The organism is Saccharopolyspora sp. MMCC62 (assembly GCF_057736575.1).
Genome location: NZ_JBYKCM010000005.1, coordinates 69,947 through 90,755, shown reverse-complemented (window position 1 = coordinate 90,755; position 20,809 = coordinate 69,947). Strand labels below are relative to the sequence as shown.

The 20,809-nt window shown below is 73.0% G+C and carries 14 protein-coding genes; 12 read left to right on the top strand and 2 right to left on the bottom strand.

Translation table 11 applies throughout. From position 1 onward, the window contains the following. Positions 1–39 precede the first annotated feature (39 nt). Positions 40–2,103, bottom strand: a complete 2,064-nt coding sequence (locus tag AC29IT_RS13750) for a putative bifunctional diguanylate cyclase/phosphodiesterase (RefSeq protein WP_488218925.1) — start codon at positions 2,101–2,103, stop codon at positions 40–42. 215 nt (positions 2,104–2,318) lie between these two features. Between AC29IT_RS13750 and AC29IT_RS13745 the strand changes: the two genes are divergently transcribed. The 7 genes from AC29IT_RS13745 (at position 2,319) to AC29IT_RS13715 (ending at position 13,901) form a co-directional block, all read left to right on the top strand. Next, positions 2,319–2,735 (top strand): DUF7144 family membrane protein, encoded by a 417-nt coding sequence (locus tag AC29IT_RS13745; protein WP_488218924.1) that lies wholly within the window; start codon positions 2,319–2,321, stop codon positions 2,733–2,735. 671 nt (positions 2,736–3,406) lie between these two features. Further along, a complete protein-coding gene (locus AC29IT_RS13740) occupies positions 3,407–3,613 on the top strand; it encodes a hypothetical protein (protein WP_358433674.1) in 207 nt (68 codons plus the stop codon). Between the two features lie 47 nt (positions 3,614–3,660). Further along, positions 3,661–3,945: a WhiB family transcriptional regulator gene (locus tag AC29IT_RS13735; RefSeq protein WP_488218923.1), complete on the top strand. Its 285-nt coding sequence runs from the start codon at positions 3,661–3,663 to the stop codon at positions 3,943–3,945. A gap of 142 nt (positions 3,946–4,087) precedes the next feature. Further along, on the top strand, positions 4,088–4,612 hold the full coding sequence (locus AC29IT_RS13730; RefSeq protein WP_488218922.1) for a YbaB/EbfC family nucleoid-associated protein: 525 nt from the start codon (positions 4,088–4,090) through the stop codon (positions 4,610–4,612). After that, on the top strand, positions 4,609–4,923 hold the full coding sequence (locus AC29IT_RS13725; protein WP_488218921.1) for a WXG100 family type VII secretion target: 315 nt from the start codon (positions 4,609–4,611) through the stop codon (positions 4,921–4,923). The genes AC29IT_RS13730 and AC29IT_RS13725 overlap by 4 nt, the downstream gene beginning before the upstream one ends. A gap of 9 nt (positions 4,924–4,932) precedes the next feature. Next, a complete protein-coding gene (locus tag AC29IT_RS13720) occupies positions 4,933–11,598 on the top strand; it encodes a WXG100-like domain-containing protein (protein ID WP_488219130.1) in 6,666 nt (2,221 codons plus the stop codon). Further along, on the top strand, positions 11,598–13,901 hold the full coding sequence (locus tag AC29IT_RS13715) for an ADP-ribosylglycohydrolase family protein (RefSeq protein ID WP_488218920.1): 2,304 nt from the start codon (positions 11,598–11,600) through the stop codon (positions 13,899–13,901). Before AC29IT_RS13720 ends, AC29IT_RS13715 begins: the two co-directional genes overlap by 1 nt. A 51-nt stretch (positions 13,902–13,952) precedes the next feature. On the opposite strand, the gene AC29IT_RS13710 is transcribed toward AC29IT_RS13715, so the two are convergent. Further along, on the bottom strand, positions 13,953–14,408 hold the full coding sequence (locus AC29IT_RS13710; RefSeq protein WP_488218919.1) for a very short patch repair endonuclease: 456 nt from the start codon (positions 14,406–14,408) through the stop codon (positions 13,953–13,955). A 184-nt stretch (positions 14,409–14,592) separates the two neighbouring features. Here AC29IT_RS13710 and AC29IT_RS13705 point away from each other — a divergent pair, with 184 nt between their 5' ends. From AC29IT_RS13705 to mshB, 5 genes are all read left to right on the top strand, one after another. After that, positions 14,593–15,267 (top strand): 2Fe-2S iron-sulfur cluster-binding protein, encoded by a 675-nt coding sequence (locus AC29IT_RS13705; RefSeq protein WP_488218918.1) that lies wholly within the window; start codon positions 14,593–14,595, stop codon positions 15,265–15,267. Beyond that, positions 15,264–16,244, top strand: coding sequence for an FAD binding domain-containing protein (locus AC29IT_RS13700; protein WP_488218917.1), 981 nt, complete (start codon positions 15,264–15,266; stop codon positions 16,242–16,244). Before AC29IT_RS13705 ends, AC29IT_RS13700 begins: the two co-directional genes overlap by 4 nt. Next, positions 16,244–18,322 carry a xanthine dehydrogenase family protein molybdopterin-binding subunit gene (locus AC29IT_RS13695; RefSeq protein WP_488218916.1) on the top strand — a complete coding sequence of 693 codons (2,079 nt, stop codon included), beginning with the start codon at positions 16,244–16,246 and terminating at the stop codon, positions 18,320–18,322. The genes AC29IT_RS13700 and AC29IT_RS13695 overlap by 1 nt, the downstream gene beginning before the upstream one ends. Positions 18,323–18,654: 332 nt before the next feature. Further along, positions 18,655–19,641, top strand: a complete 987-nt coding sequence (locus tag AC29IT_RS13690) for a DUF3048 domain-containing protein (RefSeq protein WP_488218915.1) — start codon at positions 18,655–18,657, stop codon at positions 19,639–19,641. 283 nt (positions 19,642–19,924) lie between these two features. Continuing rightward, positions 19,925–20,767 (top strand): N-acetyl-1-D-myo-inositol-2-amino-2-deoxy-alpha-D-glucopyranoside deacetylase, encoded by an 843-nt coding sequence (gene mshB / locus AC29IT_RS13685; protein ID WP_488218914.1) that lies wholly within the window; start codon positions 19,925–19,927, stop codon positions 20,765–20,767. Positions 20,768–20,809 lie beyond the last annotated feature (42 nt).

Sequence of the window (20,809 nt, the reverse complement as noted above, 5' to 3'; positions counted from 1 at the left end):
CCGCACCGGGGCACCGGTGCGGCCCTTCGCCGTACCGGGTCAGGAGCTCCCGGCCAGCAGCGCGCGCAGGTCGGCGGCCGGGGCCGGGTGGGCGAACAGGAAACCCTGGTAGGCGTCCACGCCCAAGTGGTCGAGCAGGTCGTGCTGGGTGGTGTTCTCCACGCCCTCGGCGATGCACATCCGGCCCATCGCGTGCGCCAGCTCGATGACCGCGCGGACGATGCCGAGGTCCACCGGATCGGTGCCCATCCCGGAGACGAACCGGCGGTCCAGCTTCACGATCTGGGTGGGCAGGTCCTTGAGCCGCGCCAGCGACGAGTAGCCGGTGCCGAAGTCGTCCATCGCGAACCGCACCCCGTCGCGCGCGAGCCCGCTCATCACGCCCCGGGGGCGGGCGGGCAGCTCCACCAGCACCGTCTCGACCATCTCCAGCACGACCCGGCCCGGTTCGATGCCGCTGGCGGCGATCTCGGTGCTGATCTCCTCGTGGAAGCCGTCGTCCTCGGGTGAGAGCCCGGAGAGGTTGATCGCGACGCCCGGCGCGCGGCCGCCGATCCGCCGCCAGCCCGTCGCCTCGCGCAGCGCCGCCCGCAGCACCCAGCGGTCCAGGTCGGCGAGCATGCCGCCCTGAGTGGCGACCGGCAGGATCGTGTCCGGGCGCAGCAGGCCGCGCTGCGGGTGCGGCCAGCGCACCAGCGCCTCGGCGAGCGTGATGGAGCCGTCGCGGCGGAACACCGGCTGGAAGTGCAGCTCCAGGCCGTCGTGCGCGAGGGCGTCCCGCAGGTCCTCCTCCAGGGCGAGCTGGGCGGGTGCGCTCGCGGGCGCGCTGCGGCCGTGCCCGCGCCGCTTCGCCTGCAGCATCGACGCGTCCGCCCATCGGATGAGCTCCGCCGGGGTGACGCCGGCCTGCGCGGTCGCCGCGCCGAAGGTGGCCGTGACGCTGAGCAGCCTGCCGCGCAGCGGGGTCGTCGCGCACAGGATGTCCCCGACCGTGCGGTGCAGCGCCTCGAGGCCGCCGCAGCCGGGCAGGTCCGAGCAGATGATGAGGAACTCGTCGCCGTAGAGCCGCGCGGGCGTGCACGACTCCGGCAGCTCGTCGACCAGCCGCCGCGCCAGCAGTGCCATCAGCTCGTCCCCGGCGTCGTGTCCCAGCGAATCGTTGAACCGGGTGAAGTTGTCCAGGTCGCAGAACAGCACCCCGACCCGGTCCGCGGCATCGCCCGACAGCATCGGCGCGAGCAGCTCGTTGACGCCCCGCCGGTTCAGCAGCCCGGTCGGCTGGTCGTGGGTCGCCTGGAAGTGCAAGGCCTCGGTGCGCCGCACCTGCTCGGTGAGGTCTTGGAACACCGCCAGCCAGAACCGGTTCCCGTCCTGGTCGACCGAGGCCGCGCACCGCACCTCGCACCACATCGGTTGCCCGCCCACCTGCGCGAGCCTCCGCTGCGCCACCGAGTCGGGCGCGGGCTCGCGGCCCGGTGGCACCGCGCGCGGCACCAGCCCGGCCACCCCGTCCAGCGGGTGCATCAGCTCGCCGGCCAGCAGGCCGTGCGGGCGGTACCCGAGCAGTTCGCACAGCGCGCCGTTGGCGTCGAGGATGCGGTCCCGCTCGTCGAGCAGCGCGATCCCGGTCGGCGCCAGCTGGAACAGGTCGGTGAAGCGGCGGTCCGAGCGCTCCCGCTGCGCGACCGCCTCCGATTCGTCGCGGGTCACCTTGATGAACCCGTCGAGGGTGCCGTCGGTGGTGCGCTGCGCGGTGATCACCACGTGCGCCCAGAACGCGGAGCCGTCCTTGCGCAGCCGCCAGCCGCGGTCGATGAAGAAGCCGTGCGCGGCGGCCTGTTCGAGCTCCCACTCCGGATAGCCGGAGTTGACGTACTCCGCCGGGTAGAACGTGGAGAAGTGCCGCCCGATGATCTCCGCGCTGGTGTACTGCTTGATCAGCTGGGCGCCGCGGTTCCAGGTGGTCACCCGGCCCTGCGCGTCGAGGGCGAAGATGGCGTACTCGCGCATGTCGGCGGCCAGCGCGCCCAGCAGCCGTTCGGTCTCCACCTGGGTTCCGGTGCGGTGGAAACCGGTGCCGGGCAGGGGAGGGAGTGCGTTCACCAGATCTCCGTTTCGCGGCACTGCGCGGGAGGTGCCGAACCGGTCGCGCCCGGCGAGGGAGAAGCCCGCACCGGACGCCCGACCGTGGCCGAGGCGGTTCACGGTACCGCCGAACCGGTGACACCGGCAAGAATTCGAGTCAGGGCTTTCGGCTCTGTGCGGGCGGTTCCCGGCGGGGCAGCGTGGTGATCGGAGATCCCGCACCGGAGGTCGTGATGGCCACGCTCGTTCCCCATCCCCGGCAGCGGCCCACCGCCTGGGTCGGCTGGGTCTACTTCGCGGCTTTCCTGCTGGTGCTGACGGGCGTCGTGCACATCGTCAACGGCTTGTTCGTGCTGGCCCGGCCGGTCGGCGCGCGGGTCGCGGCCGACGGCCGGTGGGTGCCCGTCGACCTCTACGGCGTCGGTCTCGGCTTCCTGCTGCTGGGCGTGGTGCTGACCGCGGTGGGGCTGGGCCTGTTCGGCGGCAGGCTCTGGGCGCGGGTGGTCGCGGTCGTGCTGGCGGTGGTGAGCGTGCTGGCGAACGTCGTGCTGTTCGCCGCCTCCCCGCTGTGGTCGATGGTGGCGATCGTGGTGGACGTGCTGGTGGTCTACGCGCTGGTGATGCACGGCAGGGAGGTGTGGCGCGGTTGAGCTCCCCGGTCACCGCCCGTCCACTTCGGATTCACAGTGGACTCGGTATTGCGCCGTGATGCGTTCGAAATGGGTTGCTGGACAACATCGAATGTTGTGGTTAAAGTGGCGGGCATCGGATCGCGTGACATAGCACCGCGTTCCGGTGTCCATCGCGTTGCGCAGCGGCGGTTTCGCCGTAGGGGCAGTGCCGTGCGGTGGTTCGTCCGGCCGCTGGCCGGGTGTCTCGGAATTCATTTCGCTCCGTGTCGAGTCGTCGCACCGGCACGTGAGTTCCCTTTCAGCTGGACCGGGTAGTTCGGGGCCCCGCCCGGTCCCAGCGCACGACTTGCCGAACAGGAGAAGAGTTGCTGGGCCGACACCAGGTCCCGGTCCGCCCGCGGTGGAGACCGGTCGAGTCCCCGTGCCCACCGCCCTCCCCGGGTGGTGCCGATTCGGGTGGCCGTGAGCCTCGAGGGGCTTGCTGAGCTGCGACGACGCCGTCGCGCTGCATGTCCGTTCCACCTCACTGCGCCGTAGTGCGGCTGCTCGCCGAGCACCGCACCGGCGCCCCTTTTCCGCCGCGTCCGCGAGGTGATTCCCGCCCCGCGAATCCGCGGCGCGCCCGATCTTCCGCTGATCCCGCGCCGACTCGCTCCGCTGCCGGGATCGACCTTTGGAAAGAAGTGAATATGAACGACGCCGTGCGCTGGTGGCCTGGTCTTCTGCAGAAGATGCTGCACCACGTGCCCGCCGATGCCCGCCAAGTCCGCATTGGCGGAGTGGACGGGCGAGTGGCCTTGTGCGGATGCGTGACCGTTCCCGCATTCGGCAGCAAGCTCGACGAGTGGTCCCGCTGCGAAACGTGCGTGCGCGACCTGGCCGGTCCCGGCCGCTGAACATCGAGCAATTCCCACCCGTGACTTCGCCCGAAAGAGAGGTACGAATGATCAAGATCGTCGATGCGATCACCGCCCCGGCCGGTGCGGCCGACTGGTACCAGTCGGCGCTATGCGCCCAGTCCGACCCGGACGCGTTCTTCCCGGAGAAGGGGCAGTCCGGGAAGATGGCCAAGCGCATCTGCGCGTCCTGCGAAGTGCGCGAGGACTGCCTGCGCTACGCGCTGGGCAACGCGGACCTGTCCGGGATCTGGGGCGGGCTCAGCGAAAGCGAGCGCCGAGAACTCCGCGTCGCCGCCCGAGCCGCCGAACTCACCGCCGACGCGGCCTGACGTACGTCCACCTCGGACCCGCGGACGTCGGGCCGCGCCGCCGTGATGTTCCACTGAAACGGTCTCACCGGGATGTCCGTCGCGGTACCGTCTTGCCCGCCTCGGCCGGTTGCCGGGGGCGAACTCGACAGCAGGGGGAGCAGTGACCGGTCCGGGCGACGACCGAGCCGCACTCGAAGCGCGCAACGCAGCCATGCGGGAACAGGTGCAAGGCCTGTTGGAGAAGTTCAACCGGCAGACCCGCCTGCTGCAGGAGGCGCAGGAGCAGGCGGCCGCGGCCACCGCGACCCGCACCTCCGAGGACGGCCTCGTCACCGCCACCGTGGATTCCTCCGGATCGTTGCGGTCCCTGGACTTCGCCCCCGCCGCCTTCCAGCGCAGCGACCCGAAGCGGCTCGCCCGCACCACCACCGAAACGGTGCGCCGCGCCGCCGCGCAGGTCCAACAGCAGCTGTCCGAACTGATGGACCCGATCGGCGACGACCTGCCGGACCTGCCCGATCTGCTCCACGGGGCGCCCTCGCTGCGCGGGCTGCTGCCGGTGAAGCCGGACCTTTCCGACCCCGCGCCGCGGCAGGAGGAACGCCCCGCCCCGTCCCGCGGCCGCCGCGCCGAACCGGACGACTACGAGGACGAGGACAACGGCAGGCAGGGCTGGCTGCGATGAGCGACGCCCGGATGGATCCGGACCGGGTGCGCGCCGCCGCCACCGGCTTCGACGTCGCCGCCGACCGGCTCGACGACGTGCAGCGCGAACTCGAACGATCCCTGCAGGCCCAAGGGCAGTGTTGGGGCGCCGACGAGGCAGGCCAGGCCTTTGCGAAGGACTACGCGCCGAACGCGGACGCCATGACCGGGTCGATCCGGTCGCTGACCGACGCGCTGCGCTCGCTGCGCGTCCAGGTGCAGGACGCGGCGAACTCCTCCCAGGGTGTCGACCAGGGCAGCGCGGACGAGCTCGGGCGCCTGAGGACCTGACGCGTGGGCATGGACATCCCCGACGAGATCAAGTGGCTGCTGCCCATCGTCGTCGGCGAGAGCTGGCCGGAAGGCGACGAGGACAAGCTGCGCGCGCTGCGCGACGCGTGGACGAGCGCCGGTGAGGCGATGCCCGGCGTCGTCGCCGGCGGTGACCGCGCCACCCGCGACGTGCTCGCCGCGTGGGAAGGCGAGTCCGCGGACGCCTTCGCCGCGTTCTGGGGGCAGCTCAGCGACGGGCAGCAGGCGCAGTTCACCCGGATCGAGCAGGCCTGTGCGGAGCTCGCCGACTCGTGCGACCGGACGGCGCTCGACGTCGAATACACCAAGTACATGATCATCGCGTCGTTGATCCTGCTGGCGATCCAGATCGCCGCGATGATCGCCGCTGCGTTCGTCAGCTTCGGCGCGAGCAGCGTGGGCGTCGTGCCCGCCCAGCTCGCCACCCGTGCCGCCGTCCAGATGATCTTCCGGCAGCTGGTGCAGAAGCTCATGCAGCAGGGTGCCAAGCAGGTCGCCAAGGAAGCCCTGGAGAAGGCGGCCGGGGAACTCGTGAAGAAGGTCGGCAAGGAGGGGTTGCAGGACCTCGCCAAGTCGGTCGGCAAGAACGTCGGAGCCCAGGTCGCCCTCGACGCCGGGATCCAGGGCGTGCAGGTGGCCTCCGGGGACCGCAAGTCCTGGGACTGGGACAAGACCTCCGACGCGGCGGCATCCGGCGCGGGCGAAGGCGCCGCCGGACATCTCCTCAACGGACCTGGTCACGGCCCCGGCAGTGTCTTCGGGTACGCCGCGAAGGGCGCGGCCGAAGGAGCTCTCGGTACCGTCGCGGGCGCCGCCGCCACCGGAGACCTCGGGCAGCTGTCCGCGAAGGACGTGCTGCTGGGCGCCTCCAGCGGAGCCGTGGACGGGGGTATCGGCGGGGTCAAGGACGGGTTCAGCTCGGCCGGCGCGCACGCATCCGGTGTCGGGCCGGTGCCGGACCTGCCCGTGGGTGAGAGCGGCGGTGGAGCGGACCTCGGGAGTTCGGCCGCGGAATCCGGTCGCGCGGTGGGCTCGGAGGAGGCCGGGGACACCGGATCTTCCGGTGGCGCCGCGGAGTCCGGCGGGACTGCGGGTTCCGAAGTCGCCGCGGAGTCCGGCGGTGCTGCGGGTTCCGAGGGTGCGGCGGGCGCGGGCCGGTCCGGTGGTGGTGGGTCCGCCGGTTCCGGTGACCCGGGTGGCCCGGCTGCCGAAGGTGGTTCTTCCGGCAGTGCGGTCGGTTCGACCGGTGGCGCGGATTCGCCAGGCGGGGCCATGGGTTCCGGCGCGGCCGCCGGTTCGGATACCTCCGGTTCGAATGTGTCCACTTCGGACGGAAGTGGCGCCGGTAGGTCGGTGAACGGCGCCGAGGCGACGGCGTCGCTCGGTGACCGCGCGACCGCGACCGGCTCCGGCGGTGAGCACGCGTCCGCCAGGGCCGACGGTGGGTCCGGGGTGTCGGCGGGTTCGCGCGGCGTGCCCGATGCGCCGTCCGCCACGACCGAAGCCTCCGCGACCACCACTGACCACGGCACCTACGGCTCGGCCCCGCCCGCGGGCGGCTTCGGCGGGATGCCGCAGGCGGGACAGCACCCCGGCCAGCAGCAGAGCGCGAACCCCGCACAGCCCGGCCCACCCCAGGGCGTGCCCGGCATGGCCCCGGCTCCCGGCGGAGCTCCCGCCGCGGGCATGGGCGGGCGAGCAGGCTCGCCGCCGCCCCAGGCGGGTTTCGGGCCGGACCCGCGCGCCGCCCGAGCGCCCGATGCGCAGGGGTGGCGAAACACTGCCCAGGGCGGGCCGAATTCCGTTGTGCCGCAAGGATTTGCTCCGGAATCCGGCATGCGTCACCAGCAAGGCCCTGCGCCGCAACCACCCGCTCCCGGGCCGGTGCAGCAGCCCACGTCGCACGGCGGTGGGCCCGTCCAACCACCGCCGAACGCCGGACCGCCGCCGGCCCGCGCCCCGCGCGCGCCGCAGCAACCCGCTCCCGCGCAGCAGGTCCGGCCGAACGGCCCACCGGCGCCGCCACCGCCGAACGGCGGGCGCCCGGGGACCTGGCAGGGGCGACCGCCGGCGGGTGGCGCGCCGAACCGGCCGTTGCCGAATCCCGGCAGGCCGATGCCGCCGCCGGACGCGGGTGCGCCGAACCAGCCGGTGCCGAACTCGACCCGGTCGGGACAGCTGCCGCCGAACCAGGGGTGGGCGAACCAGGGCGGGCCGGTGCCGCCGCCGGACGCCGGCGCGCGCAACCAGGCGCCGCCGAACTCCGGCAGGCCGATGCGGCCACCGCTGGAGGCTGCCGCCCGCGACCAGGGAGCGCCCGGATCCCGGGCGCCCATGCCGCCGCCCGAGGCGGGCGCGCGCAACCAGGCGCCGCCGAGCCCGGTTGCTCCGGTACCCGCGCCGAACTCCGGCGGTCCGGATCGGCCGCCGTTGAACTCGCAGCGGCCCGGCCCTACCGGTCCGAACCAGGTCCGGGGCCCGGGCTCTCCGGCCCAGCAGCCGAACCAGGCAGTGCCGAACGGCGGTGCCGCGTATTCCGCTGCGCCGAACCCCGGCGCGCTGAATCCTGTCGCGCCGAATCCGCCTGCGCAGGACCCCGCTGCGCGGAATCCTGCTGCGCCGAATCCTGTCGCGCCCAACCCTGTCGCGCCGAATGCCGTCGCGCCGAATCCGACCGCGCCGAATCCGACCGGGCCGAACGCGGGTGCGATGAACCCGGTTGCGCCGAATCCGGTCGCAGCGAACCGGACGTCGCCGGGTACCGGCACGCCGAACCCCATCGCATCCGGTCCCGCTGCGCCGAACGCGGGTTCGCCGGGTCCGGCAGACCGCGGGCAGCCGAACCCCGCGTCGCCGTACCCGGTGCCGCCCGACGCCGTTCCGGGCGGTGGCGCGCCGGCCCGCGGCTCCACCGAACCCGGCCGGGGCTTGTCCGCCGAAGCCGACTCGCGCACGGGACGGGAAGGTCCGGCCGAGGCTCGGGCGGCCGCGGGAATGCGGGCCGAGCGGCCGACCGACACTGCGCCGCGCACGGACGGGCGACCCGCCGACACCACCGGCCACGACCGCCCGGACAGGGGCGAGCGGCCCCGCGATTCCGGCCCCGCGGCACCGGAATCCGCGGTGGCACCGGACGCGCGCACCCACGCGTCCGGCACCCTCGAAGCCGGTCCGGACCGCGCGCCCGGCGGCACCCAGTCGGGGGCGGACCGCGCCCATGCGCCCGACAGCACCGCGTCCGGCCCGGATCGTGAGCACGGCTCGGATTCCGCCGAGCCGGAGTCCGGTCGTTCCGCCGCCGACTCCGCCGCCCCGCAGGTAGATCGTTCGCACGCTCCGGACGGCGATGGTTCTGGCGAGCGCTCGCCGGATTCCGCCGAGTCGAGGACCGACCGCACGGACTCCGCGGGATCGGAGCCGGAGCGGGCGCGCACCTCGGATTCCGCCGTGTCGGAGCCGGAACAGGCCCGCCCTGCGGACTCCACCGGAGTGGCGCCGGAGCGTTCACCCGCGCCCGACAGCGCTGCGGAACCGGACCGCTCCGAAGGCGTGCACGAACCCGGGCCCGCCGAGAACCGCATCGGCGCCGCGCTGGACCCCCACGGCCTGCACTCCGATGAACCGGCCACCCGGGAGGACTCCGCCGCGGACGAGCCGAGCCGCGTCCGTTCGACGCTCGACGCGGAGCACGACGGGCCCCGCACTCACGACGACGACGCGACCGCTCCGGACTCGGAGAAGGAGCCGATCGTCGAGCCGGATCTGGGGTTCTGCTTCGACCCGGACTACCGCGCACCGGAGGACTCCTTCCACGCGCTGGAACGGGAGCTGGAGCAGACGGAGATTTTCGACGACGAGCGCGACATCCACACGACCAGGTACGAGTTCTTCCAGCACGACATGCAGAAGCACCTGGAGCCGATGGGCCTCACCGAGCGGGGCGCGGTGGCGGCGCGCGCCTACACCGCGCACGACGTGTTCGGCAGGCTGAACGAGGCCCTGCGGTTGGGAAGGCTCACCGACACGCACCGCAAGCAGGTCCAGGCGATCGTGTCCGGGATGAACGAGCTGCCCCGCCAGACCGGACCGCTGGTGCGCGGGATCGGGTTGAGCGGCAACAGGACGGCCCGCGACCTGCTCGCCGCGCACTACGAAGTCGGTCAGATCACTGTGGAGACCGCGCTGACCAGTTGCTCGATCATCGACGGCGAGAACCCGAAGGGCGCGATCCCCGGCGACGTCGAACTGCGGATCGATTCGAAGACGGCGCGGCGGCTGCAGGACATCGCCGCCAACCCCGCCGAGCGGGAGGTGGTGCTGCTGCCCGGCTCGCAGCTGTTGGTGCACGGCAAGGAGCTGGTGCAGGAGACGAGCGGCAAGCAGAAGTGGGTCGTGGACGCAGAGGAGATCGCCCCCGGCGACCCGCGCTACCTGGACCGCGCCGAGGCCGAGCAGCGGATGGAGGAGCGCCGCGAGCGCAACCGGGCGGAAGCCCCGCGGATGAGCAAGGACCTGGAAGCGATGCTGTCCGGCACGGACCGGGCCGACTCCGAACCGCACCGGCAGGAGGCGTCCGGGAACGAGCCCGACCACACCAGCGAGCCGGACCCGAACGACCGGCTGTCCAAGATCGAGCGGATGCTCGACGGGACGAAGCAGAAGAACGACGCCGAGAACTCCGACGGGCCATCGGATTCGCGCCCCGGCGAGGACTCGGGCCAGAGCACTGATCCGAACGCGGAGCAGCACGCGGAAGGCGAAGTCCGCGAGCAGGTCACCTACCAGGGCGCGCAGGAACTCCCCGCCACCGGCGCCGATCCGCACGACGTGCCTGCGCTGCCACTGGACGCCGACGGCACCCCGGATTGGGCGCAGCTGGCCCAGGGCGACCCGCCGGTCACCGAGCTCCCTGCGCTGCACGCAGGCACCGCGCACCCCGAGCATCAGGCCGCGTACGTCGCGGATCGGCACCCGGAACTCGGCGAGGTCAATCCGGACGTGGCGCTGCCGGACGCCTACGAACGCGGGTTCCTGACGAACTGCACCCGCTGCGTCGTCGGCTACGCGGAACGCCTGGCAGGCCTCGATTCCCGGGCGGAACCGGTGCTGCCCGGAGAGCTGGCGGAGAAGGGCAGGCTGGACCACATCGACCGGCGCCTCAGCGGCGAGTGGGAGGACCACGGCGGCTACGACTCGATCATCGAGCGGATGAGCCGGGAGCCGATCGGTGCGCACGCCGTGATCGGCGTGCAGTACGACCACGGCGGGGTCCGTCTCGGGCACGTCGCGATGGTCGCCCACACCGCGGAGGGCGTGGCGTTCATCGATCCGCAGACCGGCCGGTTGATGACGTTGCCGCACCCGCCGGAACACCTGACGCTGCTGCCGTTCGGCGCGCTGCCCGAGGACCGGATCTCGGCCGGGCAGGCGGATTCCGCGCCGGACGCCGATTCCCGTGCCGCGACGGCTGATGCCGAACCCGATGCCGCTGCGTCCGAACCGGGACGGCACCGGAGCTCCGAGGGCCCGTGGTTCGGCCAGCACACCAACCCGCTGCGCCCGTCGTTCCCCGTCGCGGAGGACGAGGAGCGGGAACCACCGGCGTGGCCGGAATCGTTCGGCGGCACGCCCTCGCCGGAGTGGCCGTCCGCCGAACTCGGTGAGACCCCCGGAACGCCGGAAGTCCCGCAACCGCAGGGGATTCCCGATTCGCCGGGCGTGGAACCGGAGTCGGCCGGACCCCCGGAGATGGGTCGGTCCGCGGAATCGGGCGTCCTCCCGGGCCCCGGTCTGCTCTCGGACCCCTCGCTCTCGGCTCCGGCTCGCTTCCCCGATGTGGACCACATCCCGGGATCGGCTCATGATCGGGACGTGCCGCGGCTCCCGGAGACCCCGCGGTTCCCTGATCCCGCCGATCTTGAGGCACCGCCCGAATTGCCGACTCTGCCGGACTTCCCGGACTCCGCCGGGCTCTCGGCAGGACTGCCGGACGCGCCCGGTTTTCCGGACGCCACGCCGGCCGATCCGTCGACCGCAGGCGGAACGGGCGCGCTGAACCGCTCGTTCAGCGGCACCCTCGACGGCCCGTCGGCGGGCGCGGCACCACTGCCGTCCCCACCGGGAACCGCGGAGCCGTCGGCCGATGCGATGCCCGCGGGTGGTGCCGGTGGCGCGGGCGCCGCGGGCGGTAGCGGTGCCGAGCACCAGCCGTGGCGGCCGGGACAGGTCGGTGGTTTCACCTACGAGCGCGAACTGTCCATCACCGGTGCGCTGGCGACGAAGTACCTCGGCAACGACGAACCGTCCGAGCTCCTCACCGGCTACGGCAGGCAGACCACGTTCCGCAGCACCGCGGCACCCGACCTGGGGCCGGGCGGGTTCGACGAGTTCGGCGCGGGGGACAGCGCGGTGAAGCTCCGCTGCGACGTGCATTCCGGGACGAACCCGCTGCTCCCCGGCGAGCAGGGCGCGCTCGACGCGGGAGAATTCACCGGCCGCGCGGAGATCGTGTTGGAGGAACCCGACGGGACCGAGCGGCTGCTCGGCACCTACAACAGCAACACCCAGAGCTGGACGCCCACTCCCGCAGGCAGGTCGTGGCTGGACGACCCAGGAGCAGAAGCGGCCGACGGGCAACACCGGAGGATGTCGTAGTGGTGGAGAGAGCGGACGCGATCGCACTCGTCGAACGGTGGCTGCGCGCCGACGCGGAGCACCGCGGCCGGCCGCTCGACGTGCGGGTCGACGAGAACGGCGTGACCAAGGTGCCGGAAGGCTGGGCGGTGCCGTGGAACACCGCCGAGTTCCTCGACGGCGGCGGGGTGAGTAAGGCGATCTTTCCGCCCCCGACGTTCATCGTCACCGACCCGCTCACCCGGGACGAGGAAGGCGGACGGCTGCGGCAGGCGAACACCACGCCGCACCCTGGCTTCTCCACGCCGGTGGCCTGGCCCGGCGAGCCCACCCTGCAGGAGATCATCGACCCCGAGTACCGGCAGCTGGGCTTCTACAGCATCGGCGTCCCCGAATCGGCGGTCGGCGGCTGGATCGTCACCCATGCGGACGGGCGGAAGACGGAACGGGTGAACCCGAAGTTCGGGCCGCAACCGGTGCGCCTCGGCGCGCCGCACACGCGGACTCCGTTGGAGGGGCTGCTCAACTACCTCGTCGTCGGGCGGCTGCGTCGGGAGAAGTTCCTGGTGGCACTGCTCGACACGGAGGTCTTGGTGCCTCTGGGCGAGAACGACCGACCGCGGATCGGTTCGCAGACCGTCGTGTTCAGCGCCACGCGGCAGAGCCTGGAGGAGATGGCCTGGCTGCGGATCTCGGTGCCCGACTTCATCCGGCGGTACCCCGGCCGCGGCATGACGATCAACCCGAACTCACACGTGGCGGCGACGGTCACCGGCGAGGAGCTCGCCGAGGTACTCGCCGCCGACCCGGGTCGCAAGCCCGGCGAACCGCGGATCGTGCGCGAAGCGGGTCCGGACGGTTCCCTCGACGAGTACGCCGAACAGCTGCAAGAACGTTTCGGCGTCCCGGTCGACGGGCGTTCGGGTCTGCTGCGCCAGTGGATCGCCGCGGCGCGCACCAGCGGCCGCGACCTCACCTTCGGCGAGCGGAAGAAGATCATGCTGGCGACGGCGTGGTCCCGGTCGAACCCGGCGCCGACGAATCCGCTGCTGCTGGAACCGTCGACCGGCTACGGTGGCCGACCCTGGTCCGGCGACGTGCGGCCGGGGGTGCGCTGGCCCGAGAACCTGGGCGCCCACGGCCTGATCGCCGTGCACGACGACGAAGGACGAGTGCACCCGAAGATCTCGCTGCACGGCACCCAGCCGATGGCCGGCTACCTCGACCTGCACCGCTCCTGGCACGGGGTGACCGGCGCGTACGCCGGATTCGCCATCGGCGACGCGCTGGCCTCCGCGGTGCACGGGATGTCCCCGCAGGAGATCCGGCAGCGGTTCGGGGAGAAGGGCATCCAGCGCCCGGCGGAGGTGTTCGACCGGCCCGGCCAGGTCAGCTGGCGCACCCAGCTGCTGCTGTTCCTCACCGAAGGCGCCGTCCGCGGGTTCGAGACCTACGGCAGGGAGAAGCCGTCGAAGCTGCCGCTGGTGATCCGGTCGGCGCACGCCCGCTGGCTCGCCGCCCAAGGCGTGCCGTGGGAGCAGGCCGCGGGTCCGCTCGCCGCCGACCACCCGGAACCCGACGGTTTCCTCAGCAAGAGCGGCCAGGTGCACTTCCGCCGCGGAGTCCCCGACGAGCTGCTCGCGGAGGTGCAGCGGCTCATCCCCGACCCGAGCGCGCCGAACGGCCTCACCGGGCCGATCCTGTTGCTCTGGGGCCTGGTGAGCGGCGTGGCGGACGCGCGGATCGACCAGGGTTGGAACTTCGCCCCGGCGGATCAGGCCACCATCGTGGCCGCGATGAAGGTGTTCCAGACGCTGTTCCAACGGGAGAGCCACAAGCGAGATCGGTTCGTCCCGCCGGTCTGGACGCAGCTGTCGGAGATCATCGACTGGTTGTCGGAACAGCTGCCGGAGGGTGCCGAGCAGCTCATTCCGAAGCTGGAGTACGTGAGCCGGAACTGGCGCGCGTTTCTGAGCCGCGACGAGGACGAGGACCTCGCCAACCTGGGCGACGGCCGCGACGCGCAGTCCGCGTTCGCCCGCGCCCTGCTCATCACCGCCCGGTTCGGCTCGTACCCGCGCACCGCCCTGCTCAGTGCCGTCAACTCCGCGGGCCCCAGCGCCATGACCACCGCCATCACCGGAGCCATGGTCGGTGCCCGCCTCGGCGTCACCGCCCTCCCGCAGGACTGGCTCGGCGCCCTCGACATCGGCGACCTCATCCACGAGGTCGCCGAGGACGCCTACTGGAACTCCGCCCAGCGAAACCCCTACTACTGCGAATCCCGCGAAAAGTCCTGGGCACTCCGCTATCCGGAGTGGTGAGGACCGGTCGGAGCGGCGGGGCCGGAGCGGCGCGTCGACGGGCGACAGGAGTCACTCCGGTGGCGTCCGAGGTCCGGCCGCCGCGACGTTCCCGCGGACCGCCCGCGCCACCCTCGCCGCTCCGTCGTCCGGGTCTTCGTGCTCCCAGATCCGCACGACGCACCATCCGGCCTCCGTCAGCGCCCGATCCGTTTCCCGGTCGCGTTCCCGGTTGCGCCGCACCTTCTCCGCCCAGAACGCGGCGTTCGTCGCGGACTTCGTGTGATGCTCGGGACATCCGTGCCAGAAGCAACCGTCCAGGAACACGGCGACCTTGGCCCTGGTGAACGTCAGATCCGCAGTCCGCCGCAGTCCGGCGAGCGGACGGACGGAGACCCGGTAGCGCAATCCTCGCGCGTGCACCGCCCTGCGCAGCGCCAGTTCCGGCTTCGTGTCCCGACCTTTGTTGGCGCGCATGCTCTTGCGCACCCCTGCGCTGGACGCCGCCGTCGGCCGCTCGACACCCATGCCCACCACCGTACGACACGAGCCGATCGAGACCCCGTGCCGCGGATGGTGCCGATGTGGCGTCGGTGCAGGGCGTTGCCCGGTCGATCGGTGATCCTCTCGCGCACGGATCGCCGCGCGGCGAGCGTTCGGCCGCGGCTCCCCTCACCCTGGCGGGGGAGCTCTTTCGGGGAGGGGGCCGGGGATGGAGATCGGTTGGTCGGTGGACGGGGTGCGGTGCGGGCTTGAGGTGGAGCCTCGGGTGACCGTGCTGGACGGGTTGCGGGAGCACCTGGGGGTGATCTCGGTGAAGAAGGGGTGCGATCACGGGCAGTGCGGGGCGTGCACGGCGCTGGTGGACGGGCGGCGGGTGCTGACCTGCCTGCTGCTGGCGGTCGCGGTCGACGGTGCGGAGATCACCACCGCCGCCGGGCTCGGGACCCCGGAGGTCGCTGCGGTGCCCGACACCGGCGGAGCCGCCGGTCCCGATCGTGGAGGTGACGCCCGGTCGGTGGACGGCGAACCGACGTGGGAGGTCGTGGCCGGGCCGGGTGGCGCGGGTGCCGCCGGGGTCGTGGCGGCGCCGGGCCGGCCGCCGGCGGAACAGGACGTGCACCCGGTCGCGCGGGCGTTCCTGGAGCACGACGCGTTCCAGTGCGGCTACTGCACGCCGGGGCAGGTGTGCTCGGCGGTGGGGATGCTCGCGGAGGCCGCCGACGGCAGGCCCAGCCACGCGACCGCGGACGTCGCCGCCGGGTTCGAGGAGCTCGACGACGCGGAGATCCGGGAGCGGATGAGCGGGAACCTGTGCCGCTGCGGCGCGTACGTGAACATCGTCGCCGCGATCCGCGACGCGGCCCGGCAGGAGGGATCGCGATGAACCCGTTCGACTACGTGCGCCCGGACGACGCGGCGGGCGCGGTGGCGACCGTGGCGCGGAACCCGGGTGCGGTGTTCCTCGCGGGCGGCACGAACCTCGTCGACCACCTGAAGCTGGGGGTGACTGCGCCGGAGCTGTTGGTGGACGTCTCGCGGTTGCCGCTGGACGAGGTGCGGGAGCTCCCGGACGGCGGGCTGCGAGTGGGTGCGGGGGTGCGCAACAGCGATCTCGCCGCGCACCCGCTGGTGCGCTCCCGGTTCCCGGCGCTGGCGCAGGCGCTGCTGGCGGGGGCTTCGGGGCAGCTGCGCAACGTGGCCACGACCGGCGGGAACCTGCTGCAGCGCACCCGGTGCCCGTACTTCCAGGACGTGACGACGCCGTGCAACAAGCGCGATCCGGGGTCGGGGTGCTCGGCGATCGGCGGATTCCACCGGGATGCGGCGATCTTCGGCGGCTCCCCGGAGTGCGTGGCCGCGCACCCGTCCGACATGGCGGTGGCGATGGCGGCCTTGGACGCCGAGGTGCGGGTGCACGGCCCGGACGGCGAACGCGTGGTCCCGGTCGTCGAGTTCCACCGGTTGCCGGGCGCCGAGCCGCAGCGCGATTCGGTGCTGCGGCACGGCGAGCTGATCACCGCGGTGGACCTGCCGGGCAGCGCGCCGCGCTCGGTCTACCGGAAGGTGCGGGAGCGGGCGTCGTACGCGTTCGCGCTGGTGTCGGTGGCCGCCGAGCTGGACGTGGCGGACGGGCGGGTGCGGGGTGCGCGGATCGCGCTCGGCGGGGTCGCGCCCAAGCCGTGGCGCGCCACCCGAGCCGAGGAGTCGTTGCGCGGGGCGCCTGCGGAGGAGCAGGCGTTCCGCGCGGCCGCGGACGCCGAGCTGGCCGCGGCGGAACCGCTCGCGGGCAACGCGTACAAGGTGCCGATGGCGCGCGCGACGCTCGTGGCCGTGCTGCGGGACCTGGCGGGGGAGGCGTGATGACGGACCTGCTGCGGCCCCGGGCGATCGGCGCCCCGCTGGCACGGCTGGACGGCCCGGCCAAGGTCGACGGCACCGCGCGCTACGCGTTCGAACATCCGGTTCCCGATCCGCTGTACGTGCACCCGGTGCAGGCGACGATCGCGCGCGGCCGGATCGAGGACATCGACGTGCACGCCGCCGAAGATCTCGACGGCGTCGCGGCCGTGCTCACCCACGAGAACGCGCCCCGGCTGGCGACCGGTTCGGACGCCGAGCTCTGGGTGCTGCAATCCCCGGAGATCGCGTTCCGCGGGCAGCTCATCGGCGCCGTGCTCGCCGAAACGCCCGAGATCGCGCGGCAGGCCGCGGACCTGGTGCGGGTGGACTACCGGCGGGAACCGCACCACGTGGTGCTGCGCGCCGCCGACGACGCGCTCTACGCGCCGGACGTGGTGAACCCGTCGTTCCCCGCCGACACGCTCGACGGGGATCCGGACGCGGTTGATCCGGAAGTCGTGGTGGACGCGATCTACACGACGCCGATGGAGCACAACAACCCGATGGAACCGCACGCCACCATCGCGACCTGGCGCGGCGGCGTGCTCACCCTGCACGACTCCACGCAGGGCGTGCACCAGATGCGGTCGCGGCTCGCCCCGGTGCTCGGGCTCGACCCCGAGCGGATCCGGGTGATCGCCCCGCACGTCGGCGGCGGTTTCGGGTCGAAGGGCACCGCGCACGCGCACAACGCGCTCGCCGCGCTCGCCGCGCAGGTCGCGGGCGGGCGGCCGGTGAAGCTCGCGCTGACCCGGCAGCAGATGTTCGCGCTCGTCGGCTACCGCACCCCCACCATCCAGCACGTCCGGCTCGGCGCCGACCGGGACGGCGCGCTGGAGCTCGTCACGCACGACGTCGTCGAGCAGACCTCCACCGTGCAGGAGTTCGCCGAGCAGACCGCCGTCGGCACCCGCACCGTCTACGCCGCGCCGCACCGCCGCACCACGCACCGGCTCGCAGCGCTCGACGTGCCCGTCCCGTTCTGGATGCGCGCACCCGGCGAAGCCCCCGGCATGTTCGCCACCGAGTCCGCGATGGACGAGCTCGCCGCGGCCTGCGGGATCGACCCGATCGACCTGCGCTGCCGCAACGAACCCGCCGCCGACCCCGCCACCGGGCGGCCGTACTCCGCTCGGCACCTCGCCGAATGCCTGCGGGAAGGCGCCGAACGGTTCGGCTGGGCCGGGCGCGACCCCGCACCGCGGTCCCGGCGGGACGGGAACTGGCTGGTCGGAACCGGAGTCGCGAGCGCCACCTACCCCGGCTACACGATGCCCGGCTCCACCGCCACCATCCGGTACCGCGCCGGCCGCTACGAGGTGCGCATCGGTGCCGCCGACATCGGCACCGGCACCCGGACCGCGCTCACCCAGATCGCCGCCGACGCGCTCGACCGTCCAGTGTCCGAAGTGGACTTGTCCATAGGGGACACCGAACTTCCCGCCGCCAGCGTCGAAGGCGGCTCCTCCGGGCTCACCTCCTGGGGGACGACCGTCGTCGAGACCGCCCGGCGGTTCCGGGAGAAGTTCGGCCACGACCCCGCCGAGGGCGACGAAGCCGACGGCGCCATGCCCGAGAACCCCGATGAGAACCGGTACGCCATCCACTCGTTCGGCGCGCACTTCGCCGAAGTCCGCGTCGACGCCGACACCGGTGAGGTGCGGGTGCCGCGGATGCTCGGCGTGTTCTCGGTGGGCCGGGTCGTGAACCCGCGGCTGGTGCGCTCGCAGCTGCTCGGCGGCATCACCATGGGCATCTCCGCGGCGCTGTTCGAGCACAGCATGCTCGACCCGCAGTTCGGGCACGTCATCAACCACGACTTCGCGCAGTACCACGTCGCCGCGCACGCCGACGTCGCCGACATCGAGGTGAGCTGGCTCGACGAGCACGACCCGCACTCGAACCCGATGGGCAGCCGCGGTGTCGGCGAGATCGGGATCGTCGGATCGCCCGCCGCCATCGCCAACGCGGTGCACCACGCCACCGGGATCCGGGTCCGCGACCTGCCGATCACCCCGGACAAGCTGCTGGGCGGCTGAGCCCCGGGGCGTTCCCCGCGCGGTGAACGGACCGTTCGTCCCCTCTCGCTGGACGGACGGTCCGTTCACGCCACCAAGTCCGGTCGTGCGCGAACGTTCGGGTGGGGTGAACGGACCGTTCGTCCAGCTGGATCGGACGGACGGTCCGTTCACTCGGTTCCGCCGGTGCTGGCGGCCGCCGGTGGAAGTGGGGTGCCTACTGGTCGGAACGGTGTACTGATCGTGACCGTCGGCTGCGGTGCTTTTCATGAACAACACCTGGTCAGGGGCTTGCGGGCCTTGCTCGTCACCCGAAAGAGGGGCACTCTGGGTGTTCGAGTGAGGGGTGGGCGATGGTGCGCAACCGCGGAGTTCTCGGGCGGGCAGTGGTGCTGCTCGCGGTGCTGGTGACCGTGCTGGCGGGCGGTCTCGCCTGCCAGCCCGCGCGGACGCAGCGCGCACCGGACACCCCGCAGGGCGCGGCCCCGCCCGCCGCCGATTCGGCACCCGCCGAAGGCGCACCCGGCAGCGACGACCCGGTGCTCGCGGTGAAGATCGACAACGCGCCGGAGGCGCGGCCGCCGACCGGTATCGGCTCCGCGGACGTGGTCTACGTCGAACCGGTCGAAGGCGGTCTGAGCAGGCTCGTCGCCGTCTTCGGGAAGCAGCGCCCGCCGGTGGTCGGGCCGGTGCGCAGCGCTCGCGAGACCGACCTGGAACTGCTCGCCCAGTACGGCAGGCCGACGCTGGCGTTCTCCGGCGCGGCCCCGGAACTGCTGCCCGCGCTGGACGCGGCGCCCCTCGAAGCGGTCCAGCCGGAGCAGGCGCCCGGCGCGTTCTTCCGTGGCACCGACAAGCCGGTGCCGCACAACCTCTACGCCCGCCCCGGCGAGTTGCCCGCGGGTGCCGGCTGGTCGCCGAAGGCGCCGCTGGTGTTCGGCCCCGCCCCGGCGGGCGGGGTGCCGCGCGGCTCCGCGCAGGTCGACTACCGGGCGGCGTCCACCGGGTTCACCTGGTCGCCGGAGCAGCGGCGCTGGCTGGTCTCGATGGACGGCTCGCCCGCGGTGGCGGCCGACAGCGGGCGGCTCGGCGCGGGCACCGTCGTGCTGCAGCAGGTCGACGTGCGGGACTCGGGGATGAAGGACGTCGTCGGCAGCGCCTCGCCCCAGGCGGCGACGGTCGGCTCCGGCCGGGCCGTGGTGCTGCGCGACGGGAAGGCCTTCGACGCGCGTTGGTCCCGGCCCACCCCGGACGTCGGCACCACGTACACGACGGCGTCCGGCGAACCGCTCCCGTTCGCGGCGGGGCCGGTGTGGGTCGTGTTGTCGGACCGGGTGTGACGGGCGGTCCGGGTGGGCGGGCCGCTCGCGCCGACCCGCGGGTCGAACGGTCCGCGGCGCGGGTCGCCAACGGGTTCTCGGGCCGGTCGTGCACTGTGCTGGTGGACGAGATGGCCGAGCAGGCGCACCGCAGGCTGGTGCCACTCGTGCTCGGCAGGAGTGAGCGGACCGTTCGGCCAACTGGACGGGACGAACGGTCCGTTCGCCCCACCCCCACGCAGTTGATCTTGAGTCCGGGGACGACCCCGCCGCCTCGTCGGAGGGTTTGGCTACTCTCGAAAGCATGAGCGACCGCCGCTTGCTACTGGTCCACGCCCACCCCGACGACGAAGCCACCGCCACCGGCGCCACCATGGCCCGCTACGCGGCCGACGGCACCACCGTGACCCTGGTGACCTGCACCAGCGGAGAACTCGGCGAGGTCGTCGCCGACGACCTCGCCCACCTGCGGGGCGCCCCGGACGCACTCGGCGAACACCGTCGCGGCGAGATCGCTTCCGCGCTCCCCGAGCTCGGCGACATCCGGCACCACTGGCTCGGCGGCCCGGGCCGCTGGCGCGACAGCGGCATGGCCGGGCTCGACAGCAACCACGAGGACGGGGTGTTCGCCGCCGCCGACCCGGTGGAGGTCACCCGGCAGATGGTGGCGCTGCTGCGCGCCGAGCGCCCGCACGTCGCGATCACCTACGACGACTTCGGCGGCTACGGCCACCCCGACCACATCGCCGCGCACCGGGCGCTGATGAACGCGCTCGACCCGGCCGCCGACCCGGAGTTCGCCCCCGAGCTCGGTGCGGCCTGGCAGGTGCCGAAGGTGTACTGGACGGTGCTGCCGGACTCGTTCGCGGAACGCGTGCGGGAGGAGGGCATCCTCGACTTCAAGCCGAACACGATGCCCGACGCGGAGATCACCGCCATCCTCGACGGCACCGCGCAGCACGGGGCGAAGCTCGCCGCGCTGCGCCACTACCGCAGCCAGGTGAACATCGACGACGACGGCTTCTTCGGCCGGATCGTGCGTCGCCCCGAGTTCGCCATCGAGCACTTCCTGCTGGTCCGCGGCGAGCGCGGCCCCGGCGCCGGCCCGCACGGCGCGGAAGAGGACCTGTTCGCCGGGCTCGGCTGACGGCCCCGGAGGCGCGGCGGCCCCGTCGGAGCACGAGCCGCC

Excerpts from the sequence above, each read along its gene's own strand:
- AC29IT_RS13745 (WP_488218924.1), top strand. The coding sequence starts at position 2,319 with ATGGCCACGCTCGTTCCCCATCCCCGGCAGCGGCCCACCGCCTGGGTC.
- AC29IT_RS13740 (WP_358433674.1), top strand. The coding sequence starts at position 3,407 with ATGAACGACGCCGTGCGCTGGTGGCCTGGTCTTCTGCAGAAGATGCTG.
- AC29IT_RS13735 (WP_488218923.1), top strand. The coding sequence starts at position 3,661 with ATGATCAAGATCGTCGATGCGATCACCGCCCCGGCCGGTGCGGCCGAC.
- AC29IT_RS13725 (WP_488218921.1), top strand. The coding sequence starts at position 4,609 with ATGAGCGACGCCCGGATGGATCCGGACCGGGTGCGCGCCGCCGCCACC.
- AC29IT_RS13720 (WP_488219130.1), top strand. The coding sequence starts at position 4,933 with ATGGACATCCCCGACGAGATCAAGTGGCTGCTGCCCATCGTCGTCGGC.
- AC29IT_RS13710 (WP_488218919.1), bottom strand. The coding sequence starts at position 14,408 with ATGGGTGTCGAGCGGCCGACGGCGGCGTCCAGCGCAGGGGTGCGCAAG.
- AC29IT_RS13705 (WP_488218918.1), top strand. The coding sequence starts at position 14,593 with ATGGAGATCGGTTGGTCGGTGGACGGGGTGCGGTGCGGGCTTGAGGTG.
- AC29IT_RS13700 (WP_488218917.1), top strand. The coding sequence starts at position 15,264 with ATGAACCCGTTCGACTACGTGCGCCCGGACGACGCGGCGGGCGCGGTG.
- AC29IT_RS13695 (WP_488218916.1), top strand. The coding sequence starts at position 16,244 with ATGACGGACCTGCTGCGGCCCCGGGCGATCGGCGCCCCGCTGGCACGG.
- AC29IT_RS13690 (WP_488218915.1), top strand. The coding sequence starts at position 18,655 with ATGGTGCGCAACCGCGGAGTTCTCGGGCGGGCAGTGGTGCTGCTCGCG.
- mshB (WP_488218914.1), top strand. The coding sequence starts at position 19,925 with ATGAGCGACCGCCGCTTGCTACTGGTCCACGCCCACCCCGACGACGAA.